Consider the following 26,998-nt stretch of genomic DNA (forward strand, 5'->3'; position numbering starts at 1 on the left):
CTCAAATGCTTCCGGCACTCCCGTGTGCACTACATCGGCTACGGTGATGGCGTCGCTGCAATCACCGCCTGCACTGACTCACCGATGATCGCCACAATCTGTTCGATCTGTTCCTCTGTCGAGACCAGCGGTGGAGCGAGCAGGATCATATCGCCGAGCACGCGGGTGAACAATCCGCGCTTCAGCATCTCCTGATACACGCGCGCGCCGACATTCGCTTCCGTCGGGTAGGGCTGCTTTGTCGTTTTATCCGCCACCAGTTCAACGGCCGCCATCATCCCTTTGCCACGCACATCCCCTACCCCGTCGAGCGCTTCCAGCGTCTTCAACCCGGTCAGCAGGCGATCTCCCAGAACTGCTGCCCGCTCGACCAACCCTTCCTCCTCGATAATCCGCAGATTGCGCAGCGCAACGGCGCAGCATGTCGGATGACCGGAGTAGGTGTAGGCGTGCATGTATCGTTTGTCGGGCGGCGCGCTGTGGATCGCCTCGCGAATGCGGTCGGAGATGCCGATGCCGCCAAGTGGAACGTACCCGCTGGTAATCCCCTTGGCAAACTGCACAATATCCGGTTCGATGCCGTAGTGCTCAAGGGCAAACCAGCGACCGGTGCGCCCGAAGCCGGTAATCACCTCGTCGGCGATCAGCAATACTTCATATTTGTCGCAGATCGCACGGATGCGACCGAAGTAATCGTCCTGCGGCACGATCACGCCGCCAGCGCCCTGCACCGGTTCGGCAATGAATGCGGCCACTGTTTCAGGACCTTCGCGCAGGATGGCTTCTTCGAGCAGATTGGCCGCAGCGACGCCGTCGCTGACTTCAGGGGTCGGGTTGACGAAGCGATATGGGTAGGGCGACTCGATATGCACAATGCCCGGCATGCGCGGCTCGAACATGGGCCAGTAGACTGGCAGACCGGTCGCGCTCATGGCGGCCATCGTCACACCGTGGTACCCACGCATCCGCGCAATGAACTTGACCTTCTCCGGCTTGCCGACCAGTTTCCAGTAGTAGCGCGCCGTCTTGAACGAAGTTTCGGTCGCTTCGGCGCCGCCGCTGGTGAAGAAGAAGGTATTGATCGACGGGTACATCAACTGACTGAGCCGCTCCGCCAGATTGATGGCGGGCAGATTCGACGAGCCGGTGTAGGCGGAGCAGTACGCCAGCGTGGTCATCTGTTCGGCTGCCGCCTCTGCCAGTTCGCGCCGCCCATGCCCGACGTTCACGTTCCACAGCCCGCTCAACCCATCGATATACTCGCGCCCCTCGATGTCGATCACAATCGCGCCGCGCCCTTTCACCCAAATCTTCGGCGACTGATGACCGCTGGGGTGATACAGCGGGTGCAACAGGTGCGCCAGGTCGCTCTGAATGCGATCAGCGACATCGATGGCAGTCATAACTCCTCCCGTACAAGAAACGTCACAGCAGTGCGGTACATCCAGGACAATGATACCACAGGTACAACAATACGAGCAGATAATGAAGCGAGCGCCTGCCCGAAGGAAGCGTGACCACATGTCGCAGGCGCCTGCGGGAAGGTGTGCTTCTTTGATCGCGATGCCGGAGTATGTTGATAAAAGGTATGCGCCTGTTGTAATGATATACTGTATCGAAAATGGTAAACTTACCCTGCAACCTCAGGGGGAATCGCTCTTCCCCCGACATCCAGCAGCGGCTATACTGAACAACGAATGAAAGGAGCATTGCAATGGGGATTTTCGACTCTTTGTTCGGACGTGACCGACGCAACCAGCAACCACGCCCTGCAACCGGGCCTGCTACTCGCCTGAGCGATGAACAGGCGCTTGAGCGTTATCGGTACTTTCTGCGCACTGCGCCGCCTGACGCAATCGAGCAGGCATACGCCGATGCGTTCGCGCAGTTGACACCAGAACAGCGCGCATATGCACTGCGTGAATTGACAGCCATGCTGCCGCCGCACGAGCGCGCCTCCGTGCCGCAGCAGGACGACCCGCAAACTCTGGCGCGTCTGGCAACGCGCGCCGAACTGCGAGAGCCGGGCATAATGGAGCGCCTGTTTAGCCGCAATGACGCACCCGCGCCGCCACACGCAGCGCAGGCGCAAAGTGGGATGGGCTTCGGCGGTGCGTTTGCCGGAACATTGCTGGGCGCCATGATTGGCGGCGTGATCGGCAGTATGGCAGCGCAGGCAATCCTGGACGGGTTTGGCGCCGATGAAATGATCGGCGACATGGGGATGGAAGACCTGACCGGCGGCTTCGAAGACTTCGGCGGCGATCTCAGCGCCGAATTCGATATGGGCGACGGTTGGTGAAGCGACGGCGAGCGCGGAGTGCGGATGCACTTCGCGCTCACCATACCTCTCGTGCAATCAGGTCTTCATACGTCTCGCGGCGCTGGATGAGTCGCGCTTCTCCCTCATTGATCAGCACAACCGCCGGTCGGGGCGCCAGGTTGTAGGTGCTTGCCATACTCAGCGTATATGCGCCAGCGACCGGAACAGCCAGTATCTCGCCGACCCTGGCACGCGGCAGCATCAGGTCACGGATCAAGACATCGCCAGACTCGCAGTAGCGACCGGCAATCGCCACACATTCCTCAACCGGATCACGCATCCGCTCCGCCAGTGCTGCGGTGTAGCGCGCATCGTATAGTGCAGGGCGAATGTTGTCCCCCATACCGCCGTCGATATGGAGAAAGCGCATATGGGGAAGCGGTTTGGTTGCCACAATTGTGTAGAGCGCAACGCCAGCGCGCGCAATGATTGAGCGTCCCGGCTCGATCACCAGGCGCATGAGTGGCAATCCGCGGCGTTCGCACCCGCGTACCAGCGAGTCGCCCAACAGCGCCGCCCAGGCATCGATGTCCGGCAGGGGTTGATCGGTGGTGTACGGGACGCCGATCCCGCCACCGGCGTTTATCTCTTCGATCAACACGCCAAAGCGGTCACGCAGACGCGCTGCACTATCGAGTAACACCTCGACGGCTGCCGCATAGGGCGCTCTATCGAACAGTTGCGATCCCAGATGAGCGTGCAACCCGGTCAGACGCACGCCAGACGCTGCGCACAGTTTCTCAGCGGCGGCATCGAGCGCGTCGAGTGGCAGACCGAACTTCGATGTCGCGTGACCGGTCTGGATATGCGCATGCGTGTCGGCGGCAATGTTGGGCGCAATGCGCAGCGCAACCGGCTGTGGCGACGAACGATGCGCGGTCAGGCGCCTCAGCATATCCAGTTCATCCAGGTTATCGACGATAATCTGTCCAATCCCGGCTGCCAGCGCCTGTTCCAGTTCGGCGTGGGTTTTAGCGTTGCCGTGCATATGAATGCGCTGCGTCGGGAATCCGGCGCGCAGCGCGACGTACAGTTCACCGCCTGAAACCACGTCGAGTCCCAACCCCTCATCGGCGATGATCTGCGCAATTGCGATGTTGAGCAACGCTTTGCCAGCGTAATGCACTGCGGTTGTACCACGGTAGTGATCGGCGAATGCAGTGCGACAGGCACGACATGCAGCGCGGATGGTCATTTCGTCGAAAAGGTAGAGCGGTGTGCCGTACTGCTGCGTCAGCGCCGCTACATCGCACCCGCCAATGAACAGGCGACCGCCATGATCGACGGAGGTTGTCAGGGGCCAGAGACCGGCGTTGGGGGGAGGGTTCCGGTTTTGAGACGGAAGGCTCTCCATATCCATTCTCCATTCAGCGTTCAACGTTCAACCTTCACAACGTTCAACGCTCAACCTTCAACGTTCAACCCTCAACCTTCATTACTCAACACGCGCCGCACATCGTCGAGAGCGCTGCGTTCCGCCAGCAGCAACACCCGATCCCCCGGCTCCAGAATCGTTGTGCCGCCCGGCACCAGGCTATCGTCACTGCGGTTGATCAGCACCACCAGCGCACCACGCGGCAATCCAAGTTCCATAATCGCCCGCCCACACGCGGGGGAACCGGGTGCAACGGTCAACTCAACCAGTTGACTGCTGGCGCTGACCTGTGGAATGAACTCTTGCGGATAGTGAAACGTCGCCTGTGGACGCGGTTGCTGCACACCGAGCCAGCGTGCAACATACGCAATAGTGGTACCCTGGATCAACACCGAGGTCAGGACGATAAAAAAGACCAGGTTGAACACCATGCCAGCGCGATCCAGCCCTGCCAGCAGCGGGAAGGTTGCCAGCACGATCGGCGCTGCACCGCGCAGTCCAGCCCAGGAAACCATCGCTTTAGCGCGCCAGTCGTAGCGGGAGAAAGCAAGCGACACAAAGACTGCCACCGGACGCGCCACAAAAACCAGAAATGCGGACATAAGCAACCCTTCGCCGATGATTGGAACGATGCGCGAGGGGTACACCAGCAAGCCCAGGACAAGGAACATGGCGATCTGCATGAGCCATGCCAGCCCGTCATAAAAACGAATGAGACTCCGTTTGTGGGCAAAATCGCAGTTGCCAAGCACAATGCCGGCGAGATAGACCGCAAGAAACCCGCTGCCGTTGATCAGCGCCGTACCGCCATAGGTCAACAGCACCAACCCCAGCGCCAGCGCCGGATACAACCCTTCCAGTTGCAGTTTTGCGCGATTGATCGTGATCGCCATCAACCGGCCCATCGCATACCCGGCCACGCCGCCGACGGTCATCTGCAGCACGAACAGCGGCGCCAGGCTTGCCAGCGAGCGCGACGGGTCGGCAAGCACCATGGTCAGGCCAATCGTCAGAAACACGGCAATCGGATCATTGCTGCCCGACTCGAGTTCGATCAACCCTTCCAGATTATCGCGCAGATTGACATCCCGCGTGCGCATCACCGCGAAAACCGCAGCGGCATCGGTTGACGAGATGATCGCTCCGAGCAGGAACCCTTCCAGGATTGAGAACTGGAGCAGGAGGTGCGCGGCGACGGCTACCAGCAGTGCGCTGATCAACACCCCCAGATTCGCCAGGATCATCCCGGTCCACAAGACCGGACGGATCATCTGCCAGTCGGTGCCCAACCCGCCGGAGAACAGGATTAGCACCAGCGCCAGCACGCCGACCGACTGCGCCAGCCAGGCGTCATCAAAGTAGATGCCGAGCGGACCGTCGGAACCGGCGAGCATCCCGATGATCAGGAAGAGCAACGGTGCAGGCAACCCGAACCGGAGCGATGCTTTTCCGGCAATGATGCTGAGGATCAAAAGCAACGCTGCGATCATCAGGATGAGTTCAAGTGACATCGGTGCAACCTGCTGGATTGCCAGGCTCTTGTGTCGCCAGGTGCGACGCCACAGACGAGTGGAAGGTGATCGTGGCGCACTGTACAAAAGCGAAGAGCGACGCAGGATACAGGTGTTACTGCGCCCGACAGCAACGCCAATCGTTCGTTCTCGTAGAAGAGAAGGGGACAGCAGGGCGTCCTGCTGCCCGCCACGGCAGATGAAACGCGGTTACGACACCCCCAGCGCATGATCCTGAACTGATGGTGCAGCGGAGTATCGAAAAGCAGGCGTTTCTGGTTGTGCGATGCCTTTTTCTTTCGCCTGCCAGCCCAGGTTTGCACCTCCAGACTTACAAGAGTTCCTTCAATGCTGCCAGCGCCGCGTCGTAGTTCGGTTCGTGACCGGCAACCGGCACATATTCAGCGTAGCGGATGATGCCATCTTTGTCCACCACGAACACCGCCCGGCTTTCGATGCGCAATTCTTTGACATACGTGCCGTAGGCGGCGCCAAAACTCATATCCAGGTGATCAGACGCCATAATGACTTTATCCACCCCCTCAGCGCCGCACCAGCGCCCCTGGGCAAACGGCAGATCGGCGCTGACCGTCAGGATGTTGACCGCATCGCCGAGTTCCGCCGCTGCTTCGTTGAACCGCCGGGTCTGTTTGGAACAGACGCCGGTATCGATCGACGGAATGACGCTGATCACCAGCGGCTTGCCAGCAAACTGCTCACTGCTGATCGTTGCTTTTCCGGTCGTCAGCTTAAATGCGGGCGCTCGATCACCCGGCTTCAGTTCAGGACCCACCAGCGTTCTCGGACCCAAGAAGTCGAAGGCGTTCGCACGTTCCATACACTCTTCCTCCTGAAATGCAGGTTCGACCCGGCGACGATCCATAATACGATGGACGATCAAAGGAACTGCTTCCACGCACCAGGTACAGTACCCCGATGTGACCATTGTACAGTTGAAGATGCCGGTTGTCGGTCATTATAATCGATGCAGGCAATGTCGGGTGCGGCACACGTATTGATACAGAATACGAATAAGTTTCGGAGGGGGATATGATCAACTTTGTTCTCATCCTCCTGAGCATGATCATTCTGACTGCGACTGGTGTGTATGTGCTGATACAGGACTGGCGCGCAACGACAAACCGCCTGTTCGCATTGTTTGCTCTCAGCGCTGTTCTGCTCATGTATTGCGCTGTGCTGCGCTTCACGGGAAGCGATCCGTGGGAAGTGTGGTTCGTCTATGGATTGTCGGCGCCGTTGCTTGCTGTATCTTCCTGGTTACTGATCTGGCTGATTCTGGCGATCTTTATTCCGCACCGGTATGCACAACCGACAGTGCGCCGGGCGCTTGCGGCGCCGTACCTGTTCATGGCGCTGTTCCTGACGCTGGACTGGTATAGCGGTCTCGGTCTGGTCAGACGTATGGACGCATCCGAAGCAACAGGCATGCCGGGTCTTTTGAACGGTCCACTGTATATGCTGGTGATCATATCGTATATTCTCGGCGGCTTGCTTGTTCCTGTAGCAATGTTGATCACGGTTGCCGCGCGTCGGCGCAGTGTGCGCGTACCGGCGGCGTGGCTGTCGGGCGGTCTGGCGCTCTCCTTTGCAGCAGGCGCATGGTTCGGTCCGATGTACTGGCTGGCGTTGAATTATGTCAGCATGCTTCCGCTCTATCTTGCATTTGGATGGTTGACATTGCGGTATCAGATGTTTCGCCCATCACAGGTTGCGCTGCGCACCGCCGTTGAGTCTCTGCCGGATGGCGTGGTGATTATCGATGCGCAGCGGCAGGTTCGTTTTGCGAACCGCGCAGCGCGGCAACTGGCGTCGCTGAACGACGATGGCGAGACGACATTCGAAACAGCTCTGGCGCGCGCAGGGTTTCAGGACTGCACGATGTCGGAGGATCGTCTCGCCGGTGTGCGGCGCTTTCATCGTGAGGGTGAGGCCGAAGCAACGCTGATCGTCTCAGAGGTTGCTATCAAGGGTGATCATACCTCCGGCAGCGTGCTGCTCCTCCGCGATGTGACGACGGCGGAACGCCAGAGAGCGGCGCTGGCGGCATCGCACGCTGCGCTCGAAGAACGCACCGCAGCGCTGGAACGCTCGCTCGATGAGATCCGCCAGCGAGACGCGATGATCACTCGTTTGACGCTGCCACTGATCCCGTTGAGCGAAGGGGTGCTGGCGCTGCCGCTGATCGGCGCCTTCACCGGCGAACGCAGCCAGGCGATGGTTACGCTGCTGCTGAACCAGATCGAGCAACGACGCGCGCAGAAGGTGCTGCTCGATCTGACCGGCATCACCGGTTTTGATCATTCCCTCGCCGTGGCGCTGCACCAGGCAGCCGACGGCGCTCGCCTGATGGGGGCGCAGATCGTGCTGTGCGGCGTGCGCCCCGATATTGCTGAAAGCATCGTCCGTGAGCGATTGGAGATACACGGCATTCAGTACTTTGCAACGATGCAAGAGGGGGTCGCTGCGCTCTTGCATCAGAGTAACAGATCGTCACCGGTGCATCAATGAGATTTCGCGCACTCACACTGCTGCAATCTGCACCTGTCCTGCCGTTATTGTGCGCAGCGCACCGGTCAGCGCGGCAACGTTTGCGTCCGGCGCGATAATCTCCAGCGTGACCGTAGCAGCAAACTCTTCACGCTCAATCGTTCCGCGATGGGCGGCGATCAATCGCTGTATTGGCTCATATGCGGATACGGGATTGTCAATGGTATAATGCCGGGCATGGCGAATGTTCCGGTTGAACCGCGTGTTGCTGCGCAAACGCAGCGTGATCGACCACGCCTGCTGCGGTATGCGCCTGGAGTGCTGGCGCTGGCGCTGTTTCTGGCGCTGGCGCTGGGGCGCGGCGTTCTCGGCGCTGCCGCCGTGCCGGTGCAGGGTGCGCTGGCACTGGCGTTGCTGGGGTCGATCCTTGCGCATCCGCAGGTGGTGGCGCGGGTGCGCGTCACGCGCACCGCAGTGGCTCTGGTCGGCATCCTTGCGCTGGCGCTGGGGTTGCGGGTCTGGGGATTGCGCTTCGGATTGCCCTACTTCGAGCACCCTGATGAATGGGCGGTCGCCGACGAGGCGCTGCGGATGCTGCGCACGGGTGAGTATACTCCTTTTTCGTACACCTACCCGACACTCTATGTCTATATGCAGGTCGGCGTGGCGACGTTCCACTTTCTCTGGGGTGCTGGCGCCGGTCTCTACCGCACCCCTGCCGACATCGATCCGGTGCGGTTCTATGTCTGGGCGCGCGCGTTGACCGCCCTGCTTGGCACGGGCGCTGTTGCGCTGACATTCCTGGCGGGACGTTCCCTCTACGGGCGCACGGCTGGACTGCTGGCGGCTGCACTGATCGCGGTCATGCCAGCGGTGGCTGGCGATGCGCATTATGTGACGACCGATACGCCAGCGATGTTCTTCACCCTGCTGGCATTCCTGGCTATCGCACGGCTTGGTGTTGCGCCGGAGCACGACGGGGGGCGGGAAACGCTCCGGTCGACGCTGGCGCTGGCGCTCTTCGCCGGGTTTGGCGTCGGCATCGCTACAGCGACCAAATGGAACGCTGGCGCACTCGTGATCGCGCTGCTGGCATCGATTGTGTTAGTTGCGCATCGTCGCATGTCCGACACTCAACGCTCAACCCCCAACGTTCAACCATCCTCCCAACGTTCAACGTTCAACGTTCAACCTTCACCGCTCAACCTTCAACCTTCAACCCCCAACGTTCAACCATCCTCCCAACGTTCAACGTTCAACCTTCACCGCTCAACCTTCAACCTTCAACCTTCACCGCTCAACCTTCAACCTTCAACCTTCACCGCTCAACCTTCAACCTTCAACCTTCAACCTTCAACCCTCAACCTTCTCCTCGCCGCTCTCGCTGGCATCCTGCTGGGTTTTACACTCGGCGTCCCGTTCTGGTTGCGCGATCTGCCACGCATTCTCACCGATCTCGCCGGGATTATCAGACATTACCGTTTCGACGGGCATCCGGGCGCCGAGTCAGACCAACCGGCGCTGTTCTACTGGTGGGCGTTGACCCGTGAAGGGACGCTGCTGGCGTGGGCATGTCTGGGAGGGGTAGCGCTGGCTTTCCTGCGACGCAAATCAGCCGATATCCTCGTTCTGGCGGTTATCGTTCCTGCGGTGTTGCAACTGACCGGGGTGAAGGTCGTGTTCTTCCGCAATGCGATGCCGCTGCTGCCATTCCTGTGCATCCTTGCCGCAGCGCTGGTTGTTGCTATCGTTGATTGGTGGACAACCGCGAAGCGAGATACGGCAGTGCAATCCGAACGCAGGGAAGCGCCAGCGCCGGTTGCATTCGTTCGTCGGCTGACCGGCAACCGCACTGCGCTGTTGCTGGCAGTCGCCGCGCTGCTGATGGCTGAACCGCTGGTGCAGGCGATCCACGACGAAACGCTGCGCTCCCGTCCGACGACGCGCATTCTGGCGGGGGAATGGCTGGAGGCGCGCACAACGGATGGCGAGCGGGTCTGGCTGGAGGACAATACCCTCATCCTTTCACCGCGTTTGCGCGCTATTGGCGGCGAGCCTGCCATCCGGCACGAACTCGCCTGGTACCGCGAGCAGGGCATTCGGTTTGTGGTGGTGCATCTTGACCGTGATACGGGCGTGGCGGCGCTGAATGCCTTTGGCGAACCGGCGGCGCGCTTTCTGCGGTCGGGTGAGCGGCACGGACCTGAACTGGCGATCTTTGATACCGGTGCGCCTGAGGCGTCAATCGAGCCACGCACACCGTCAGGAGCAACGCTCGGCGCCGGTGCGGTTGTGCTTGATGGGTATCGCCATCCGGGAAAGGTACAGGCAGGCGGCGTGTTGCCGCTGGCGCTCTTCTGGCGCGCAACGCGCCCGCTCCCGCTGGATTATACCGTGTATGTGCACCTCGTCGATGCAGCGGGGAACAAAGTTGCGCAGCGCGATGTGCCGCCGCTCGAGGGGCGTCGCCCGACCAGCGCCTGGCAGCCGGGAGACCTGGTGCGCGATGATCAGGACCTGTTCGTTCCTGAAACGGTGGCGCCGGGAACCTATCGCCTGCTGGCGGGCATGTACGATGCCGCGACAATGACGCCGATCAATGATGCGGGACCGATCGATCTGGGGGTGGTTACCGTTACACGTTGAACGCTGGACGCTGGACAGCGATGCTCAACTGACCACAATCTCAAAGTCGTTCGGCGAGCGCCCCAGCGCTTCCAGCAACTGCGCGATAATCCATAGCACTGATCGTGCGCTCTGATTGGTCTCGATCCACAACGCAGCGCCCGGGATGGGCGCCGGGGAGATCATACCAGTCGGGCTGTCAGCAATGTGCTGCCGCGAGCGCCCCTTGATAATGGTCGCAACCGTTGCGAAATTGTCGCAACGCTGCGCCAGCGCCTGGCAGACACCCAACAACACCCCGCGCCAGGTGTTCGCAGCGTAGAATTCGCCAAACAGAATGAAGCCTTTGGGTTTCCCTGGCATCAACCTTGTTTTGACAGTCGGGGCTGGTCTGGGTGCGACTGGATCCGGAAGCGAAACCGTCGGGACAGAAGGCGCACTGCTCTGTCCGATCAACTCGCTCCAATACTCGTCGTCCAGGACAGTTACCTCCAGGGTGCGCTTGACCACGCCTACCTGATGCTTCACCAGCAGATCGATCAGTTCATCACCATTGATCAAACCAATCCGCGTTTTGTTCGCTTCGACAGCCTCTCGACGCGCATCTTTCGTGAAGTCGCTGGTAGTGATGATAATACCCTGCTGATGCACCTGCAGCGAACCGCGCAACTGGGTGACGATCGACGCGCCTACGTTGCCCTTCCAGCGTTTCACCTGCACCGCAGCGCTCACCTCGGTCAGTCCGGCGGCGCGGTAGATGCCAATGACGTCAACGCCGCCATCGCTGCGATACGGGGTGATCTGGACTGTACTCTCATCAAAGCCCATGCGGATCAGCAACTCGCGGATCAGCGCCTCGAACCGGTCTGGCGGCATGTTCAGGACCATTTCGCGCAATTGTTTTCGCGTGTCTGCGTTGATGTCGGACACGTGGGCGTCGATGCCCCTGGGTCGCCATTCAGCCAGACCGAACGTTCCCCTGCCAGCGCGCACGAATCGTGAGCCTTCCTCCAGCGTGTCGGTGTAGAGCCGGGAGCCCATCGTCGCAGCCGGGGTTGCTCCCTGTGGCTTGATCAGCCCCTGCTTTAGCGCCTCCTGGGTGATTGCCTCGTAGTGCAACGGTTGACCGGCAGCTTTGAGGATAGTATAGGCAGCGTCGAGGTAGGTCATTGGTCGGATTTCTTCATGAGCACATCTATACGTTATTCCTGCCCCCCACTCCCCTATCTCCGCACCAGATCCGTTGCCACGGGGAGTGTAAAGTAGAACGTGCTGCCCTTGTTGAGTTTGCTCTCCGCCCAGATGCGCCCCCCGTGCAGTTCCACCAGAGCTTTGGCAATCGAAAGACCAAGACCGGTGCCGCCGATGCGGCGCGTATTGCCGTTGTCAACGCGGTAGAAGCGCTCCCAGATACGCGGCAGGTCCTCTGGCGCAATCCCGATTCCCTGGTCGCTCACCGCGACGCGCACAAACTTCCCGCGCGGGTGATCGGGCGGGAGTTCGACGTTATCGGAGATTGTGAGGCGGATTTCGCCGCCATTCGGCGAGTATTTGACCGCATTCGTAATCAGATTCACCAGCACCTGCCGGACCTTGTCACGGTCGGCGTAGACGGGCGGCAGATGCGGCGGAATGTCGATCAGCATCGTATGTTTGCCGCTGATCTGATTATTGAGTTGCGCTGTCAGGTCGCTCACAATCTGGCGCAGTGACACTGCCCACTGATTGAGGCGCACATTCCCGGCTTCCAGCCGCGTCACCCCCAGCAAGTCTTCGACGATCTGGTAGAGATGATTCGCTTCGTTGTATACCGTCTGCACAAATTCGCGCCGTTCGGCAGGACTGAACTCGCGCGCCAGCAGCAATTCGGTGTACCCCATAATCGAGGTGAGTGGCGTGCGCAGTTCGTGCGAGATGATCGAGAGGAACTCACTCTTCAGGCGATCGGCTTCGCGTTCGCGTGTCACATCGCTGACGATCCACAACCGACCGGTCAGCGAACCGAAACTATCGCGCGTTGGCACCGAGAGGAGCATCAACTCCTGATGCGGGCTGGTCAACTGCACCAGCAGCGATTGCACTTCAGTCGGGGCGCGCTGACCTTCGGCGCACATCCCGGTCAGCGCAAGCGGATCGCGCAGCCGCGGCAGCAACAGCGGCACCAGGTCGAGCGGCACATAGAACGGATCGCGCATCGATCCGGACGGCAACCCCCAGATCGTCAGCCATGCCGGGTTGTGGCGCAGCACGCGCCCCTGTTGATCCATCAACGCCAGCCCGCCGGGAATGCTGGAAAAGACCTGACCGAGGTGCGTGCTGGTTTCGAGCAACTGCTGGTAGTGCAGCGCGCGGCGCAGCGGATTGACCGCCAGATCGCACAACGCCTTGACGAACGCCACTTCGCCGTCGCCGAACGCGGTTGAGCGCGGGCTATCGAGGATCAGCACGGCAAGCGGTTGATCGGCGCCGATTGGCATTGCCAGTTCTGCACGCACCTCAGGATTGAGCGCCTGATAATCCGGGTCGTGTGACACATCGCGCAGCAAAATGGCGCGACCGGTGCGCGCGACCTTTCCCGCAACGCCGACGCTCCAGTTCCAGCGACGCCGTGTTTCGCCGAAAGCGTCGCGACTGAGCGGATTGGCGCCGTACCCTTCATATGCCTGAAGCGTCACTTCACCGCGCTCACGGTCGACCACGCCGATCGCGCCAGCTTCGGCGCCGGTCGCATCGAGCGCCCAGCGCAACAGGAAGGTCAGAAGCTCACCAAGATCGAGCGGCGCTTCGAGTTCGGCGCGCAGGGCATCGAGCACACGCTGCTGGCGCGTCGTCAGGATTGGCGTATCAATATTCGTGTTGCTACTGGACGCGATTGCAGCTGCCAGCAGCGGGCTCAGCGCATCGATCAGCGCCTGTTCCTCGTCGCCGATAATCATCTGATGGTCGCCACGCAGTTCCAGCACCCCCCACAGACGCCGGTTCCAGATGATCGGCGCACCATAGTGAAGCGCCGGGTCACCGGCAGCATCCACGACACGACGACAGGGAGCGCCACGGGCAATAACCTCGTGCAACAGATCATCGTGCCATGGGAGACTCCAGCCGTTCGGCGCATACCACTGATCGCCAGTTGACGCTGCGATCGGTTCATGCCGCCACCAGGTCACACGTCCATCGTGGAAGGGAATGGCAGTGCGCAGTAGATCGAACACACCGGGCAACCGCATCTCAAGCGCCTGATCGCCGGCAAGCAGGCGTGAAGCGTGCAGAATGATCGGAAGCGTCGCCGATGTGGAAGAGAGCGCGTACATGGTCTCGCCCTGTCTGCTTATGATGTTATTGTAGCGCCTCAATGCGGCTTGTCAACGGTTGTGCATGCACAGTATTCGGCTTGACATACCTGTAGCAGCGTGTTACCATTTCGTGCAACCGTTGATGTTGAGTTAATCCGGCGCATCCAGGCGCACACGACGATCGTCTGCGCGTGTTGTGTATCCTCGCCAGCAAGGAGGCGCCGCGCTCTTCCAGTAGTTCGGTATGGATGCAACCTGGCAGCATCACAGTGTGCCTGTATCTGGATGCATACCGTTCGCGCCGATGTCCGGTGCGAGTCCCTGATAAGCGGATAGCATATCAACAAGGAGGTTGCCTATCGCACAAACCTGCATGTCGTTTGCAGATTCCTTTGCGGACGTCGATGAGGGATGTCCTCCGGTCTGGAAGACCTGAGAAAGGAGTATTGTTCCATGAAGATTCTCGACAGGAAGATCGCGCTGACCCTGTTGCTCGCGCTGGTTGCGCCGATCCTGGCAGCCTGCGGCGGCGGGACGGCACAGCAACCGATCCGCGAAACGGTGGTCGTAACGGCAGAGCCGGTTCGGGAGACGGTCGTTGTGCGCGAGACGGTTGTGGCTGAGGCGCCGACGGCTGCTCCATCAGGGGCGTTCACCACACCGCACCCGATCCTCAGCGATGTGCGGGTGCGCCAGGCGATTGCGTACTGCACCAACCGCCCCGAGTTGATCCAGTCGGTCTACAGTTACCTGACGCCGGAGCAGCAGCAAGAGTTGCTGATGGATACCAACCTGCCGAAGACGCACTGGGCGGCAGCCAGCGAAGCGGACGGGATCGTGGTCTATCCGTTCGACCCTGATAAGGGCAAGGCGCTGCTCGAAGAGGCGGGCTGGAAACTGCCTGAAGGTCAGCGTGTGCGCGCGAAGGATGGCGAGCCGCTGTCGCTCGAGTTCACCACCACCAATGCGCAGTTCCGCATCACCTGGGCAACCGTGCTGGAGAAGCAGTTGCTCGATAATTGCGGCATCCAGATCATCCGCAAGCATGCCCCGGCATCCTGGTGGTTCGGTGGCGCGTCCGGTCTGCGCCGGCGCGACTTTGAACTTGGCGCATTCGCCTGGGTTGGTGAAGCCGATCCCGGTGGTCGCACCCTGTATGCCTGTGACCAGATTCCGCTGCCGGATAACAACTGGAATGGGCAGAACTATATGGGCTGGTGCAACGAGACGGCCAGCAAGGCGATCACTGCGGCGAACAATACGCTGAACCGCGAGGAGCGCATCAAGAACTACAAGGCGTTCCAGGTCGAGTTCACCAAGGACATGGTCAGCCTGCCGCTGTTCCAGCGCCTCGAGGCGTATGCCTGGAACAAGGCGTTGAGGGGTCTCAAGCCCGACCCGACCGAGTATATCACCGCGAATGCGTATCAGTGGGAGCGCGCCGATGGCGGCGACACCATTATCCTGGGCTTCACTCAGGAGCCAGCTTCGATGTTCACGCTGGTCGAGAGCGCGGCAGTGCAGCGCCAGGCGGCGCAACTCGTCGAAGGCGTGCTGACCACCCAGTATAGCTACGACTTCCAGCCGGTGCTGCAGGATGGTCTTGCGACGATTGAGTCCGGCAAGGCAAAGAATGAGGTCGTCGAAGTCAAAGAAGGTGATAAGGTCTGGGACGCGACGGGCGCTGCCGTTGAACTCAAGCCGGGCGTTGAGATCATCAACTCCGACGGTGAGACGGTCAAGTACGAGAGTGGCACGGTGAAGATGAACCAGCTCACCGTCACCTACGATCTCATCAAAGGCATTAAGTGGTCGGACGGCGAACCGCTGAAGAAGGCCGACCTGGAACTGGGCGTCAAGATCGCGTGCGATCCCGACTCAGGGGCGGTCAGCCTGACCTTCTGCGAGTCGCACGATAATCTCAACGGTGTCACCTTTAACAGCGATACCAGCTACACCATCAAGTTCCTGCCGGGCGTGCAGTGGCCAATTTACTTCACTGCTCCCTACGGCGGCTACCCCTCGCATGTGACCGTTTCGGACGGGCGGAAACTGGCGGATGTGCCGGCGAAAGAGTGGGCAACTCTGCCGGAAGTCGCCGAAATTCCGCTGGGGTATGGTCCATACATCCTGAAGGAGTGGAAGAAGGGCGAGTTCATGAAGTTCGAGGCAAACCCGAACTTCGTGCTCGGCGCGCCGAAGGTCAAGAATGTCATCATCCAGTTCTACGCCGACACCAATGCGGCAGTAGCAGCGCTGCTGACCGGCGAGGTCGACATTCTTGAGAAGGCGACGCTCGGCGCCGGTCCGGAGGTGGAAACGGTGCTCAAGGCGGCGGCAGAGGGCAAGATCGAAGCCAAGACCGACGCCAGCCCGACCTGGGAGCACATGGATATGAACCTGTTCATCCGGTAAACCGGTAGGGGCAAAAAGGCGCGTGCGGGGTTTGTCCCTGCACGCGCATTCATATATAATTAACAAAAGTACATCGTGTGAGCAGGATGGTATGACAACGTATCTTATCCGTCGCCTGATTCAAATGGTCATCGTCGCCATTCTTTCGGCGATGCTCGGCTACTCGTTGTTATATATTGCGCCGGGCGGACCGTTGTTGTTTTTGCAGCAGATGCAGAATACCGGGCAGCGCCGGGTGACCGAAGAAGATATTGCGCGTTTGAAAGCTCGCTATGAACTTGATCTCTATCTCCCCATCCGCTTTACCCGCTGGTTGATCGGCTTCCCTGCCGGTCCTGTGCAGATCGGCGGGGTGAATCTGATCCCGCCGGACACGGTTGTCGGGTGTGCAATCCCCGGTCAGGTGCGCCTGCGCTACCCCGATGGCACGGTTGAGATCATCGAGGAGGGGTGCGTCCGGGTGGTAACACTGGCGAATCTGGCGGAGCGCCGCACGAGTCGCGGCATTCTGTTTGGCGACTTCGGTCTGTCGCAGCAGATTGCGCGTGATCGCCCGATCAGCGATCTGCTGATGAGTCGCCTGCCGTATACGCTGCAATTGATGGGCGTTTCGACGTTGCTGGCGATTATGATCGGTGTGCCGGTGGGCATCTATTCGGCGGTGCGTCAGTATTCGCGCTTCGACTATGCGATGACCGGCATTACCTTCATCGGGTCATCGCTGCCAACCCTGTTCATGGGGGTCATGGCGATCCTGATCTTCTCGGTGCTGGCGAAGGATGCCGGGTTGCCCTACCTGCCGTCGGGCGGTGCGCAGGGTATTCGCAACTACGATATTCCGTGGGTCGGGACGGTGCAGGCCGGTTCGGCGCTTGATCGCACCCTGCGCTTTATTATGCCGTGCGCGGTGTTGACGTTTTTCAATATCGCGGGGTGGAGCCGTTTCATTCGCGCCAGTATGCTCGAAGTGCTGCGGCAGGATTATGTGCGCACAGCACGCGCGAAAGGCGTGCGCGAACGGGCAGTGATTACCAGGCACGCGCTGCGCAATGCGTTGATCCCGTTCGTGACCCTGCTCGCGGGGGTGCTGCCAACGCTGGTTGCTGGCGCAGCCATTACCGAATCGGTGTTCAACTGGCCCGGTATGGGGCGGTTGCTGGTCGATGCGCTTGGACGCAGCGACTATACGGTTGCTATGTCGATCCTGTTCATCAGTACCGTTCTGGTGTTGATTGGTTATCTCATTTCCGACATCCTGTACACGGTTGTCGATCCGCGCATCCGGCTCACGTGAGGAGCAGAACGTAACCATGGCCACGACAACATCGGCGCCAGCGGCGCCTGGCGCGCTTGATCGGTTGCAGACGCGCTCTGAAGGACAGTGGGCGGTTGTCTTCCGCCGGTTTCGCCGGCACCGACTGGCAATGGTCAGTCTTGCCGTTTTGATCCTGATCTTTACCGCTTCGATCCTGGCGCCCTGGATCGCTCCTTTCCCGCGTGACGATATCGGCTTGAACCGCACCCGCCTCCCGCCAATGAGCGCTGACCCGGCCACGGGTCAACTCCATATCCTTGGCACCGACCACCTGGGGCGCGATTTCTTCACCCGCGTAATCTATGCAGCACGGGTGTCGCTCATGGTGGCGGTTTCGGTCACGACGCTGGTGGCGATCATTGGTACAACCCTTGGCTTGCTGGCGGGGTTCTTCGGCAGTTGGGTCGATAATACAATCAGCCGTATCATGGAGTTTGTCGCAACGATCCCCGATCTGCCGATCCTGCTGATCCTCAGTGCAATCATGATCCAGAATGCTGACCTGATCGTTCTCCCGTCCTGGATCATCGGTCCGGTCGCCTGGATCATGGCAGTGCCCAACCGCGAGGCGACGCAGGTGGCATTGCTGATCCTGGTGCTCGCGTCGCTCGGTTGGGTCGGTGTGGCGCGTCTGATGCGCGGCATGGTGCTTCAGGTGCGCGAAATGCAGTACATCGAGTCGGCGCGCGCCCTCGGCGGCTCGAATGCGTGGATCCTGCTCAAGCACGTCTTCCCGAATGCCTTCCCGCCGCTGATCGTGGCGTTTACCCTTGGTCTCAATGGCGCGCTGGTGAGCGAAGTGGCAATCAGTTTCCTCGGTTTCGGCGTGCAGGACCCGACGCCGACCTGGGGGAATATGATGGGGTTTGCAACCAGTTATATGTTCAATCATCCGTGGATGCCGCTCATCCCCGGTTTGCCGATCTTTCTCTGTTCGCTGGCGTTCAACTTTATCGGTGATGGATTGCGCGACGCTCTCGATCCGCGCTTGAAACTGTAACAAGAAGTAAGAGAAACGTGACGACTTCATCTGTTCCTGCACCGGCAGCAACTCCGCGCAAAAAATCCGCAAACGGCGATGTTCTCCTCGAAGTGCGAGGGTTGAAAACCTACTTCTTTACCGAAGCTGGCGTGGTGCGCGCGGTCGATGGGATTGATCTGACGGTGCACCGTGGTGAGGCGCTCGGCATCGTCGGGGAAAGCGGTTGTGGCAAAAGTGTCACGTCGCTCTCGATCATGCGCCTGATCCAGGACCCGCCGGGGAAGATCGTCGAGGGGCAGATCATCTTCGATGGCACGGATATCCGTTCGCTGAGCGAAGAAGATATGCGCCATATCCGCGGCAATCGCATCTCGATGATCTTTCAGCAACCCACCACCTGCCTCAATCCGGTCTTCAGGGTGGGGGATCAACTCATCGAGGCGCTGGAGATCCACCAGGGGTTGCGCGGCGAAGAGGCGCGGCGGCGCGCCATCGAACTCTTCTCGCTGGTGGGGCTGCCCGACCCGGAACGGCGCATCAACCAGTATCCGCACGAACTGTCCGGCGGGCAGGCGCAACGGGTGATGATTGCGATGGCGCTGGCGTGCAACCCGGAATTGCTGATCGCCGATGAGCCGACGACGGCGCTCGATGTGACGATCCAGGCGCAGATCCTCGACCTGATGCGCGAACTGCGCGAGAAGATCAATACCTCGATCATTCTGATCACCCACGATATGGGGGTGATTGCCGAAATGGTCGATGCGGTCGCTGTGATGTATGCCGGGCAGGTGGTTGAATATGCCGATGTGCGCAGCATTTTCGCCGAACCGAAACATCCCTACACCCAGGGATTGCTGGCGTCAATCCCCGTCCTGGGTGAAATTGTCGATGAGTTGGCGACGATTCCCGGCACTGTGCCGAGCCTGATCAATCCGCCCGCCGGGTGCCGTTTCGCCGACCGTTGCGCCAGACGGTTTGCACGTTGCGATGAGCCGCCGCCGATGTTTGACCTGGAAGGCGGGCGGCAGGTGCGGTGCTGGCTGTATGCTCCCGATGCTCAAACCTCCTGATCAATGGACGTATTTCTATGACAACAGCAGGGCAACGCAGCGTGTCGAGCGATACGCTGCTGGAAGTCAATAATCTGGTCAAGCATTTTCCGATCAAAGGCGGTATCCTGCGCCGTACTGTTGCGGTCGTCAAAGCCGTCGACGGCGTCAGTTTCACCCTCAAACGTGGTGAAACCCTGGGTCTGGTCGGCGAGAGCGGGTGCGGCAAAACCACGACCGGACGCACAATCCTGCGACTTGAGAAGGCAACCGATGGTGAGGTGATCTTCGATGGCAAGGATGTGCTTGCCGCTTCCGGCAGTCAGTTGAAGGCGCTGCGTCGCGATATGCAGATCGTCTTCCAGGACCCGTATGCTTCCCTTGATCCGCGGATGACGATCGGCGAGAGCGTGGCGGAAGGGTTGACGATCCACGGCATCGGCAGCAAAGCCGAGCGTATCGAGCGCGTGCGCGAGGTGCTGGCGAAGGTCGGTATGCATCCCAGTCATATGGAACGCTTCCCGCACGAGTTTTCCGGCGGTCAGCGTCAGCGGATCGGAATTGCGCGCGCACTGGTGATGAATCCAAAACTGATCGTGTGTGATGAACCGGTGTCGGCGCTCGATGTGTCGATCCAGTCGCAGGTGCTCAACCTGTTGCGCAATCTGCAGCAGGAGTTCGGTCTCACCTACCTCTTCATTGCACACAATCTCAGCGTCGTCGAGCATATCAGCAACCGGGTGGGCGTGATGTATCTGGGAAAGATGGTCGAACTGGCGGATCGGATGGAACTCTTTCGCCGCCCGCTCCATCCGTACACTAAAGCGCTGATTTCCGCCATTCCCATCCCGAACCCGACCATCCGGCGTGAACGGATCATTCTCCAGGGGGATGTGCCGAGTCCGATCAATCCGCCGAAGGGGTGCCGCTTCCATCCGCGCTGCTGGATGGCGCGCGACATATGTCGTGAGGTCGAACCGGTATTCGAAGAAAAAGCGCCTGGTCACTGGTCAGCCTGCCATTTTGCACACGAGGTTTCGCCATAAAGGAGAGCGCCTATGTCGCAACCGCTGCTCGTCGTCAAGAACCTTGAGACTCAGTTCAAGACCCAGGACGGGATCGTCAAAGCCGTCAATAATGTTTCGTTCCACGTTGATCGCGGTGAGACTCTCGGCATCGTCGGCGAGAGCGGTTCGGGGAAGAGCGTCACGTCCCTCTCAATTATGCGCCTCATTCCCAATCCGCCGGGCAGGATCGTCGGCGGGCAGATCATCTTCGATGGCGACAATCTGCTCGACTACACCGAAGAAGAAATGCGCCACATTCGTGGCAACCGGATTGCGATGATCTTCCAGGATCCAATGACATCGCTCAATCCGGTGCTGACGATCGGGCGCCAGATCACCGAGTCGCTTGAACTGCACATGAAACTGACGCCCAAAGAAGCACGCAACCGGGCGGTCGAACTGTTGCAGATGGTCGGCATCCCTGGCGCCGAACGCCGCCTCGATGACTACCCGCATCAGTTCTCCGGCGGAATGCGCCAGCGCGTGATGATCGCCATGGCGCTGTCGTGCAACCCGGAGTTGCTGATCGCCGATGAACCAACAACTGCGCTCGATGTGACGATCCAGGCGCAGATCCTCGAACTCATCCAGCGGTTGCAGCACGAACTCGGCACGGCAGTGATCATCATCACCCACGACCTTGGCGTCGTCGCCGGGATGGCAGACCGGGTGATCGTGATGTATGCCGGGCGGGTGGTGGAGGAGGGTCCTACTGAAGAGATCTTCGCCCGTCCCCGCATGCCGTACACGATTGGTCTGCTGCGTTCAATCCCGCGCCTCGATGAGGAGGAAGGGCGAACGTTGACCCCTATTCGCGGGTTGCCGCCCGACCTGATCAACCTGCCGCAGATCTGCCCCTTCAGTCCGCGTTGCGACTATTTCATCCCCGGTACGTGCGATCAGCAGGTTCCGCCGTTGCGCGAGGTGGTTCCAGGTCACAAGGCGGCCTGCCTGTTCGATATTACGCTCGAAACGCCGCTCCCTACAACCGGCGGCGAGGTGCCAGCATAGCGATGCGATGATGATCAGGTGAGAGGGTAGAGATATGAGCGCCACGTCGACCGATCTGATCCAGGTGCGGAACCTGAAGATGCACTTCCCCGTGACGAAAGGTGCGATTATCAAGCGCACCGTCGGTTATGTCAAAGCCGTCGATGGCGTGACATTCTCGATCAAACGGGGCGAAACGCTGGGGCTGGTGGGAGAGAGCGGATGCGGGAAATCCACCACCGGTCGCGCCATTTTGCAACTCTACAAGCCAACCGCTGGCGAGGTGCTGTTCCAGGGAACCGATCTGACCCGCCTGCACGGGGAAGAGTTGCGCCGGATGCGGCGCAAGGTGCAGATGATCTTCCAGGACCCGTATGCGTCGCTCAATCCGCGCATGACGGTGGGCGACATCATCGGTGAGCCGATTGCCGTCCATAATCTGCGTCAGGGGAAGGCAGCCATCCGTGAGCGGGTGCAGGAACTGCTCGAACTCGTCGGTCTTAACCCCTATTTTATCAATCGCTATCCCCACGAGTTTTCCGGCGGTCAACGTCAGCGCATCGGCATCGCACGCGCATTGGCGGTCGAACCGGAATTTGTCGTATGTGATGAACCGGTGTCGGCACTCGACGTCTCGATCCAGGCGCAGGTGCTCAATCTGCTTGAAGACCTGCAACACCGCCTTGGATTGACCTACCTGTTCATTGCTCACGGCCTGGCGGTCGTCAGGCATATCAGCGACCGCGTGGCGGTGATGTATCTGGGGAAGGTGGTTGAACTGGCAGAGGGGAAGAAACTCTACTCCATGCCGATGCACCCCTACACCCAGGCGCTTCTGTCAGCAGCGCCGATTCCCGATCCGACCGTCGAGCGCAAACGACAACGCATCATTCTGGAGGGTGATGTGCCCAGTCCGTTCAATCCGCCGCCGGGTTGCCACTTCCACACCCGTTGCCCGATCGCCATCGAACGCTGCAAAGTCGAAGAGCCGCCCTTCCAGGATTACGGCGATGGGCATTTCGTCGCCTGCTGGCGCGCACCCGAGTCGATTGCGTTGATGGAACAGTATGTGGCGCGCCCGAATAACGGCGCGTCTCCGGGTGTGCCACAGGCGAGCGCGTGATGACATTGACACCGCTTTTGAATAGCCGATAGGCGATAGGCGATAGGTGATAGGTGATAGGTGCGCCTGGCGTGGGGCTGATGGAGATTGAGCATTGAATCCGCTCTGCCGAATGAGCCGTCGGGCTGATGGAGATTGAGCATTGAATCCGCTCTACCGCGCGAGCCGTGGGGCTGATGAAGATTGAGAAATAAATCCGCTATCCCGCGCTAGCCGTCGGGCTGAAGCCCTCGGCTATGCAAGGCGAAGCCCGCCTGCGCGGGCTATGACGGATTATTTCTTCAAAGACCATGAGCTCCTGGTTATCCAGGGCAAAGCCCGCCTGCACGGGCTATGACGGATTATTTCTTCAAAGACCATCAGCCCTCGGCTATGCAAGGCGAAGCCCGCCTGCGCGGGCTATGACGGATTATTTCTTCAAAGACCATGAGCTCCTGGTTATCCAGGGCGAAGCCCGTCTGCACGGGCTAGAGCGGAATAATGACGCAAAGACCATCAGCCCTCGGCTATGGGAGGCGAAGCCCGCCTGCGCGGGCCAGAATCGTGTGCCCTGCTCCAGGAGTGTGAGAGACGCCACCTCAGGTGCGCGCGCCTCCGGCGCGCCACACCGGAAGAGACGCTCCATCCTCGCAGGGGCTTCCAATCGCTCACGGAGGGCTTCAGTCTGCACCCTCTCTCGTTTCAGGCATCAGGACGACCAAAATCCCACTTCTCCCCTTGTGGGAGAAGGGGGCAGGGGGATGACGGGCAAAAGCGCACTGGAATACAGAAAATCACTCATCCTGTGCTGCGTTGGAATGAACCAACGCGCTGGAAAGCAGTATCATGACAATCGGTTGGGGCGAGGCGCTGATTATTTTCTTCATACTGGCATTCCTCCTGGCGCTGGCGTTTCGCGGCGGTTATGTGCGCGGGCGGGTGCGGCGCTCTGGCGCATCGCGCAAAAAGGACCAGAATCAGCCTGACGGATGATCTCCAATCAGGAAGGAGAGGTTCGATGCGAATAAAGAAGCCATCACGAATGGTTGCTCACGATCTTGATGAGCAACCATTCGTCCATTATTACGATATGCATCCTACGAAAGAGGACTTAATGGGTGAGAGCGCGGCGCAATCGACGTTAATCCACTACCTGCTCAGTGTCTTGACGCATCTGTTCCGCGCCAGACCTTGCTTTATCGTCAGTAATCTCAACATCTATCGTCATCGTCGTCGCTACGAATATCCAATGGCGCCCGATATTGCAGTATTCAAGGGAATCAGCATCCCCAACCCGGCATCACGTGAGTTTCGCAGTTGGAGATTATATGAAGCGAATCGTCCCCCGCCTCAGGTCGTTTTTGAGTTCAGTTCCGAAGAAACGTGGCAGGCGAATATCTCCAAAAAACCGGCCAGATATGCAGATTTGGGAGTTCGCGAGTACATTGCTTATGATCCGAACGATCCTCCATACTGGCCCGCTGCAATGGGTCGGCTGCGCGTCTGGCGCTGCACAGGCGACCGCGTTGTCGAAGTCAATGCCGATGCACAGGGGCGTGTCTGGAGCGATGAACTGGAATGCTGGCTCGTACCCGACGGCGCTCTGCTCCGCCTCATGCTCCCCGACGGTCGGATTGCGCCGACAGAGGCGGAAGCCGAACGCGCCGCCCGTGAAGCAGCCTGGGCAAAACTGCGTGAACTCGGGGTTGAGATGCCGGATGAGATATAGCGGGTGAAGAATCTGTATTCTGGCAACTGTTCACACCTCGGTTAACACACGCGCCTGGGAGCGAGGGCGTCCGGCCCTCATCGCGTCGACGACGCGGGCAAGATGACCTTGCTCCCAGGAGAAATGTGAACACGTACAAGTTCTGTTAGCAGCAGGAGGAAGGAGACTACGCAATGCGAAAGCGGAACGTGATCATCGCCCTCATCGCGCTGACATTAGTGCTCTCGTCCACGCCAGCACAGGCAAGAAAGGTGTCGGATGTGGCAATTGATAAACGACCGGTCAAACTCGATAGGTATCTGTACCCAGGTGTAGCACACACCTGGATAGACAGCACCGGCAGCGAGGGGAGACTCATGACCAATCCGGGCAAAGCTCCGGCATCGCCGCTACCGCTAAGCAGGGTGATCGCGCTGGCGGCGGGTCGATATCATACCTGCGCCTTGCTGAATACAGGGACAGTGTGGTGCTGGGGATGGAACGGGTCTGGGCAACTGGGCGACGGGACGACTACTGATCGCGCGATGCCGGTGGCAGTGAGCGGATTGAGCGGGGTGACCGCGCTGGCGGCGGGTCGATATCATACCTGCGCCCTGCTGAATACAGGGACAGTGCAGTGCTGGGGATTGAACTCTTCCGGGCAACTGGGCGATTGGACGATAACCAACCGCGTGACGCCAGTGGCGGTGAGCGGGCTAAGCGGGGTGATTGCGCTGGCGGCGGGCGATAGGCACACCTGCGCTCTGCTGGATACAAGGACAGTGCGGTGCTGGGGAGAGAACGAGCATGGGCAACTGGGCGATGGGACGACGAACGACCGCTGGACGCCGGTGGCAGTGAGTGGGCTGAGCGGGGTGACCGCGCTGGCGGCGGGTGGTCGTCACACCTGCGCTGCACTGAATACGGGTACGGTGCAGTGCTGGGGAGGGAATGGGGCCGGGCAACTGGGTGACGGGACGAGAACCAGCCGCCTGACGCCAATGGCAGTGAGCGGGCTGAGCGGGGCAACCGCCCTGGCAGCAGGTTTCGAGCATACCTGCGCCCTGCTAGATACGGGCACGGTACGGTGCTGGGGGTTGAACTCATCTGGGCAACTGGGCGACGGGACGACCGAACGCCGGTTGACGCCGGTGGCAGTAAGCGGGCTAAGCGGGGTGACCGCGCTGGCAGCGGGTGACTTCCACACTTGCGCCGTGCTGCAGACGGAGACAGTGCAGTGCTGGGGGTTAAACTCCTCTGGGCAACTGGGCGACGGGACGACCGAACGCCGGTTGACGCCGGTGTCGGTGAGCGGGCTGAGCGGGTCAACCGCGCTGGCAGCGGGTGGTGTGCATACCTGCGCCCTGCTGCAGACGGGGACGGTGCAGTGCTGGGGGCGGAACGAGTTCGGGCAACTGGGCGACGGGACGACCGAACGCCGGTTGACGCCGGTGGTAGTGAGCGGGTTAAGCGGGGCAACTGCGCTGACGGCAGGCGATAGGCACACCTGCGCCGTGCTGCAGACGAGGACGGCACAGTGCTGGGGAGAGAACTCCCCTGGGCAACTGGGCGATGGGACGACGGAACGCCGGTTGACGCCGGTAACGGTGAGCGGGCTGAGCGGGGCGACCTCCCTGGCAGCGGGCGATGGTCACACCTGTGCCTTGATGAATGTGAGGACAGCGCAGTGTTGGGGGCGGAACTCGTCTGGGCAATTGGGCGATGGGACGACGGAACGCCGGTTGACGCCAGTAACGGTGAGTGGGCTGAGCGCAGCGACCGCACTGGCGGCAGGCGATAGTCACACCTGCGCCCTGTTGGATACGAGGAGGGTACGGTGCTGGGGGCGGAACTCGTCTGGGCAACTGGGCGACGGGACAAGAACCGACCGCGTGACGCCAGTGGCGGTAAGCGGGCTGAGCGGGGCAACCGCGCTGGCGGCGGGCAATAGTCACACCTGCACCCTGCTGGATACGGGAACGGTGCAGTGCTGGGGGTGGAACTCGTCTGGGCAACTGGGCGACGGGACAAGAACCGACCGCGTGACGCCAGCGGCGGTGAGCGGGCTGAGCGGGGTGACCGCGCTGGCGGCAGGCGCCAATCATACCTGCGCCCTAATGGATTCGGGAACGGTGCAGTGCTGGGGGCGGAACTCGTCTGGGCAACTGGGCGACGGGACAAGAACCGACCGCGTGACGCCAGCGGCGGTGAGCGGGCTGAGCGGGGTGACCGCGCTGGCGGCAGGCGCCAATCATACCTGCGCCCTAATGGATTCGGGAACGGTGCAGTGCTGGGGGCGGAACTCGTCTGGGCAACTGGGTGACGGGACAACCACTGACCGCGTGACGCCAGCGGCGGTGAGCGGGCTGAGCGGGGTAACCGCGCTGGTGGCAGGCGCTAATCATACCTGCGCGCTGATGCCGACGGGAACGGTGCAGTGCTGGGGGAAGAACGAGTTTGGGCAACTGGGTGACGGGACGACGACCGACCGCCTGACGCCGGTGGCGGTGAGCGGACTGAGCGGAATAACCGCGCTGGCGGCGGGTAGCGAGCATACCTGCGCCGTGCTGAATACCGGCGCGGCGCGGTGCTGGGGGCGTAATCTATTCGGTCGATTAGGCATTAGTCCGCTGGACTACTCCCCGCTGCCGCGCACAGTGGTAATCATCCCGCATCAGGTGTTCATTCCGGTCGTGTATCGGCCATAGCCGCAGGAAGAGTTTCTATGCACG

The 26,998-nt window shown here is 60.5% G+C and carries 20 protein-coding genes; 13 read left to right on the forward strand and 7 right to left on the reverse strand.

Annotated features, from left to right (window positions below; translation table 11 throughout):
* Window positions 1-38: 38 nt before the first annotated feature.
* Window positions 39-1,403: an aminotransferase family protein gene (locus tag ROSERS_RS02095; RefSeq protein WP_011955192.1), complete on the reverse strand. Its 1,365-nt coding sequence runs from the start codon at window positions 1,401-1,403 to the stop codon at window positions 39-41.
* A 311-nt stretch (window positions 1,404-1,714) separates the two neighbouring features.
* Here ROSERS_RS02095 and ROSERS_RS02100 point away from each other — a divergent pair, with 311 nt between their 5' ends.
* Window positions 1,715-2,302, forward strand: a complete 588-nt coding sequence (locus tag ROSERS_RS02100) for a hypothetical protein (protein WP_011955193.1) — start codon at window positions 1,715-1,717, stop codon at window positions 2,300-2,302.
* 37 nt (window positions 2,303-2,339) lie between these two features.
* On the opposite strand, the gene lysA is transcribed toward ROSERS_RS02100, so the two are convergent.
* From lysA to tpx, 3 genes are all read right to left on the reverse strand, one after another.
* Entirely contained in the window at window positions 2,340-3,677 is a 1,338-nt protein-coding gene (lysA, locus tag ROSERS_RS02105; protein ID WP_011955194.1) for a diaminopimelate decarboxylase, read from the reverse strand.
* A gap of 71 nt (window positions 3,678-3,748) precedes the next feature.
* Window positions 3,749-5,209: a potassium/proton antiporter gene (locus ROSERS_RS02110; protein ID WP_011955195.1), complete on the reverse strand. Its 1,461-nt coding sequence runs from the start codon at window positions 5,207-5,209 to the stop codon at window positions 3,749-3,751.
* Window positions 5,210-5,540: 331 nt separating this feature from the next.
* Window positions 5,541-6,047, reverse strand: coding sequence for a thiol peroxidase (gene tpx, locus ROSERS_RS02115; protein WP_011955196.1), 507 nt, complete (start codon window positions 6,045-6,047; stop codon window positions 5,541-5,543).
* 212 nt (window positions 6,048-6,259) lie between these two features.
* Here tpx and ROSERS_RS02120 point away from each other — a divergent pair, with 212 nt between their 5' ends.
* Window positions 6,260-7,738, forward strand: coding sequence for an STAS domain-containing protein (locus ROSERS_RS02120; RefSeq protein WP_011955197.1), 1,479 nt, complete (start codon window positions 6,260-6,262; stop codon window positions 7,736-7,738).
* A gap of 12 nt (window positions 7,739-7,750) precedes the next feature.
* Here ROSERS_RS02120 and ROSERS_RS26370 read toward each other — a convergent pair whose 3' ends face one another.
* The gene (locus ROSERS_RS26370; protein WP_198136345.1) at window positions 7,751-7,900 is read right to left on the reverse strand and encodes a DUF1949 domain-containing protein; all 150 of its coding nucleotides are present in this window, start codon (window positions 7,898-7,900) and stop codon (window positions 7,751-7,753) included.
* A gap of 54 nt (window positions 7,901-7,954) precedes the next feature.
* Here ROSERS_RS26370 and ROSERS_RS26635 point away from each other — a divergent pair, with 54 nt between their 5' ends.
* The gene (locus ROSERS_RS26635) at window positions 7,955-10,363 is read left to right on the forward strand and encodes a phospholipid carrier-dependent glycosyltransferase (protein WP_232282746.1); all 2,409 of its coding nucleotides are present in this window, start codon (window positions 7,955-7,957) and stop codon (window positions 10,361-10,363) included.
* A gap of 24 nt (window positions 10,364-10,387) precedes the next feature.
* On the opposite strand, the gene ROSERS_RS23855 is transcribed toward ROSERS_RS26635, so the two are convergent.
* Both ROSERS_RS23855 and ROSERS_RS02135 read right to left on the reverse strand, forming a co-directional pair.
* Window positions 10,388-11,512 carry a restriction endonuclease gene (locus ROSERS_RS23855; protein WP_011955199.1) on the reverse strand — a complete coding sequence of 375 codons (1,125 nt, stop codon included), beginning with the start codon at window positions 11,510-11,512 and terminating at the stop codon, window positions 10,388-10,390.
* Window positions 11,513-11,565: 53 nt separating this feature from the next.
* Window positions 11,566-13,653: a sensor histidine kinase gene (locus tag ROSERS_RS02135; RefSeq protein WP_011955200.1), complete on the reverse strand. Its 2,088-nt coding sequence runs from the start codon at window positions 13,651-13,653 to the stop codon at window positions 11,566-11,568.
* A 435-nt stretch (window positions 13,654-14,088) separates the two neighbouring features.
* Here ROSERS_RS02135 and ROSERS_RS02140 point away from each other — a divergent pair, with 435 nt between their 5' ends.
* The 10 genes from ROSERS_RS02140 (at window position 14,089) to ROSERS_RS02180 (ending at window position 26,974) form a co-directional block, all read left to right on the forward strand.
* Window positions 14,089-16,050 (forward strand): ABC transporter substrate-binding protein, encoded by a 1,962-nt coding sequence (locus ROSERS_RS02140; RefSeq protein ID WP_011955201.1) that lies wholly within the window; start codon window positions 14,089-14,091, stop codon window positions 16,048-16,050.
* 91 nt (window positions 16,051-16,141) lie between these two features.
* Window positions 16,142-17,344 carry an ABC transporter permease gene (locus ROSERS_RS02145; protein WP_011955202.1) on the forward strand — a complete coding sequence of 401 codons (1,203 nt, stop codon included), beginning with the start codon at window positions 16,142-16,144 and terminating at the stop codon, window positions 17,342-17,344.
* A 16-nt stretch (window positions 17,345-17,360) separates the two neighbouring features.
* Window positions 17,361-18,365 (forward strand): ABC transporter permease, encoded by a 1,005-nt coding sequence (locus tag ROSERS_RS02150; protein WP_011955203.1) that lies wholly within the window; start codon window positions 17,361-17,363, stop codon window positions 18,363-18,365.
* 17 nt (window positions 18,366-18,382) lie between these two features.
* Window positions 18,383-19,420: an ABC transporter ATP-binding protein gene (locus ROSERS_RS02155; RefSeq protein WP_011955204.1), complete on the forward strand. Its 1,038-nt coding sequence runs from the start codon at window positions 18,383-18,385 to the stop codon at window positions 19,418-19,420.
* 17 nt (window positions 19,421-19,437) lie between these two features.
* Window positions 19,438-20,445 carry an ABC transporter ATP-binding protein gene (locus tag ROSERS_RS02160; RefSeq protein ID WP_041332777.1) on the forward strand — a complete coding sequence of 336 codons (1,008 nt, stop codon included), beginning with the start codon at window positions 19,438-19,440 and terminating at the stop codon, window positions 20,443-20,445.
* A gap of 12 nt (window positions 20,446-20,457) precedes the next feature.
* On the forward strand, window positions 20,458-21,477 hold the full coding sequence (locus ROSERS_RS02165) for an ABC transporter ATP-binding protein (protein WP_011955206.1): 1,020 nt from the start codon (window positions 20,458-20,460) through the stop codon (window positions 21,475-21,477).
* 34 nt (window positions 21,478-21,511) lie between these two features.
* A complete protein-coding gene (locus ROSERS_RS02170; protein ID WP_011955207.1) occupies window positions 21,512-22,579 on the forward strand; it encodes an ABC transporter ATP-binding protein in 1,068 nt (355 codons plus the stop codon).
* A gap of 825 nt (window positions 22,580-23,404) precedes the next feature.
* Window positions 23,405-23,551, forward strand: coding sequence for a hypothetical protein (locus ROSERS_RS25735; protein WP_157040932.1), 147 nt, complete (start codon window positions 23,405-23,407; stop codon window positions 23,549-23,551).
* A 25-nt stretch (window positions 23,552-23,576) separates the two neighbouring features.
* A complete protein-coding gene (locus tag ROSERS_RS02175; protein ID WP_011955208.1) occupies window positions 23,577-24,287 on the forward strand; it encodes a Uma2 family endonuclease in 711 nt (236 codons plus the stop codon).
* Window positions 24,288-24,643: 356 nt separating this feature from the next.
* Window positions 24,644-26,974 (forward strand): RCC1 domain-containing protein, encoded by a 2,331-nt coding sequence (locus ROSERS_RS02180; RefSeq protein WP_198136346.1) that lies wholly within the window; start codon window positions 24,644-24,646, stop codon window positions 26,972-26,974.
* Window positions 26,975-26,998: the final 24 nt, after the last annotated feature.

Source organism: Roseiflexus sp. RS-1 (assembly GCF_000016665.1).
Taxonomy (GTDB): domain Bacteria; phylum Chloroflexota; class Chloroflexia; order Chloroflexales; family Roseiflexaceae; genus Roseiflexus.

Bases quoted from the DNA above. Each gene is read 5' to 3' on its own strand.
- ROSERS_RS02095 (WP_011955192.1), bottom strand. From the start codon at position 1,403: ATGACTGCCATCGATGTCGCTGATCGCATTCAGAGCGACCTGGCGCAC.
- ROSERS_RS02100 (WP_011955193.1), top strand. From the start codon at position 1,715: ATGGGGATTTTCGACTCTTTGTTCGGACGTGACCGACGCAACCAGCAA.
- lysA (WP_011955194.1), bottom strand. From the start codon at position 3,677: ATGGAGAGCCTTCCGTCTCAAAACCGGAACCCTCCCCCCAACGCCGGT.
- ROSERS_RS02110 (WP_011955195.1), bottom strand. From the start codon at position 5,209: ATGTCACTTGAACTCATCCTGATGATCGCAGCGTTGCTTTTGATCCTC.
- tpx (WP_011955196.1), bottom strand. From the start codon at position 6,047: ATGGAACGTGCGAACGCCTTCGACTTCTTGGGTCCGAGAACGCTGGTG.
- ROSERS_RS02120 (WP_011955197.1), top strand. From the start codon at position 6,260: ATGATCAACTTTGTTCTCATCCTCCTGAGCATGATCATTCTGACTGCG.
- ROSERS_RS26635 (WP_232282746.1), top strand. From the start codon at position 7,955: ATGGCGAATGTTCCGGTTGAACCGCGTGTTGCTGCGCAAACGCAGCGT.
- ROSERS_RS23855 (WP_011955199.1), bottom strand. From the start codon at position 11,512: ATGACCTACCTCGACGCTGCCTATACTATCCTCAAAGCTGCCGGTCAA.
- ROSERS_RS02135 (WP_011955200.1), bottom strand. From the start codon at position 13,653: ATGTACGCGCTCTCTTCCACATCGGCGACGCTTCCGATCATTCTGCAC.
- ROSERS_RS02140 (WP_011955201.1), top strand. From the start codon at position 14,089: ATGAAGATTCTCGACAGGAAGATCGCGCTGACCCTGTTGCTCGCGCTG.
- ROSERS_RS02145 (WP_011955202.1), top strand. From the start codon at position 16,142: ATGACAACGTATCTTATCCGTCGCCTGATTCAAATGGTCATCGTCGCC.
- ROSERS_RS02150 (WP_011955203.1), top strand. From the start codon at position 17,361: ATGGCCACGACAACATCGGCGCCAGCGGCGCCTGGCGCGCTTGATCGG.
- ROSERS_RS02160 (WP_041332777.1), top strand. From the start codon at position 19,438: ATGACAACAGCAGGGCAACGCAGCGTGTCGAGCGATACGCTGCTGGAA.
- ROSERS_RS02165 (WP_011955206.1), top strand. From the start codon at position 20,458: ATGTCGCAACCGCTGCTCGTCGTCAAGAACCTTGAGACTCAGTTCAAG.
- ROSERS_RS02170 (WP_011955207.1), top strand. From the start codon at position 21,512: ATGAGCGCCACGTCGACCGATCTGATCCAGGTGCGGAACCTGAAGATG.
- ROSERS_RS25735 (WP_157040932.1), top strand. From the start codon at position 23,405: ATGACAATCGGTTGGGGCGAGGCGCTGATTATTTTCTTCATACTGGCA.
- ROSERS_RS02175 (WP_011955208.1), top strand. From the start codon at position 23,577: ATGCGAATAAAGAAGCCATCACGAATGGTTGCTCACGATCTTGATGAG.
- ROSERS_RS02180 (WP_198136346.1), top strand. From the start codon at position 24,644: ATGACCAATCCGGGCAAAGCTCCGGCATCGCCGCTACCGCTAAGCAGG.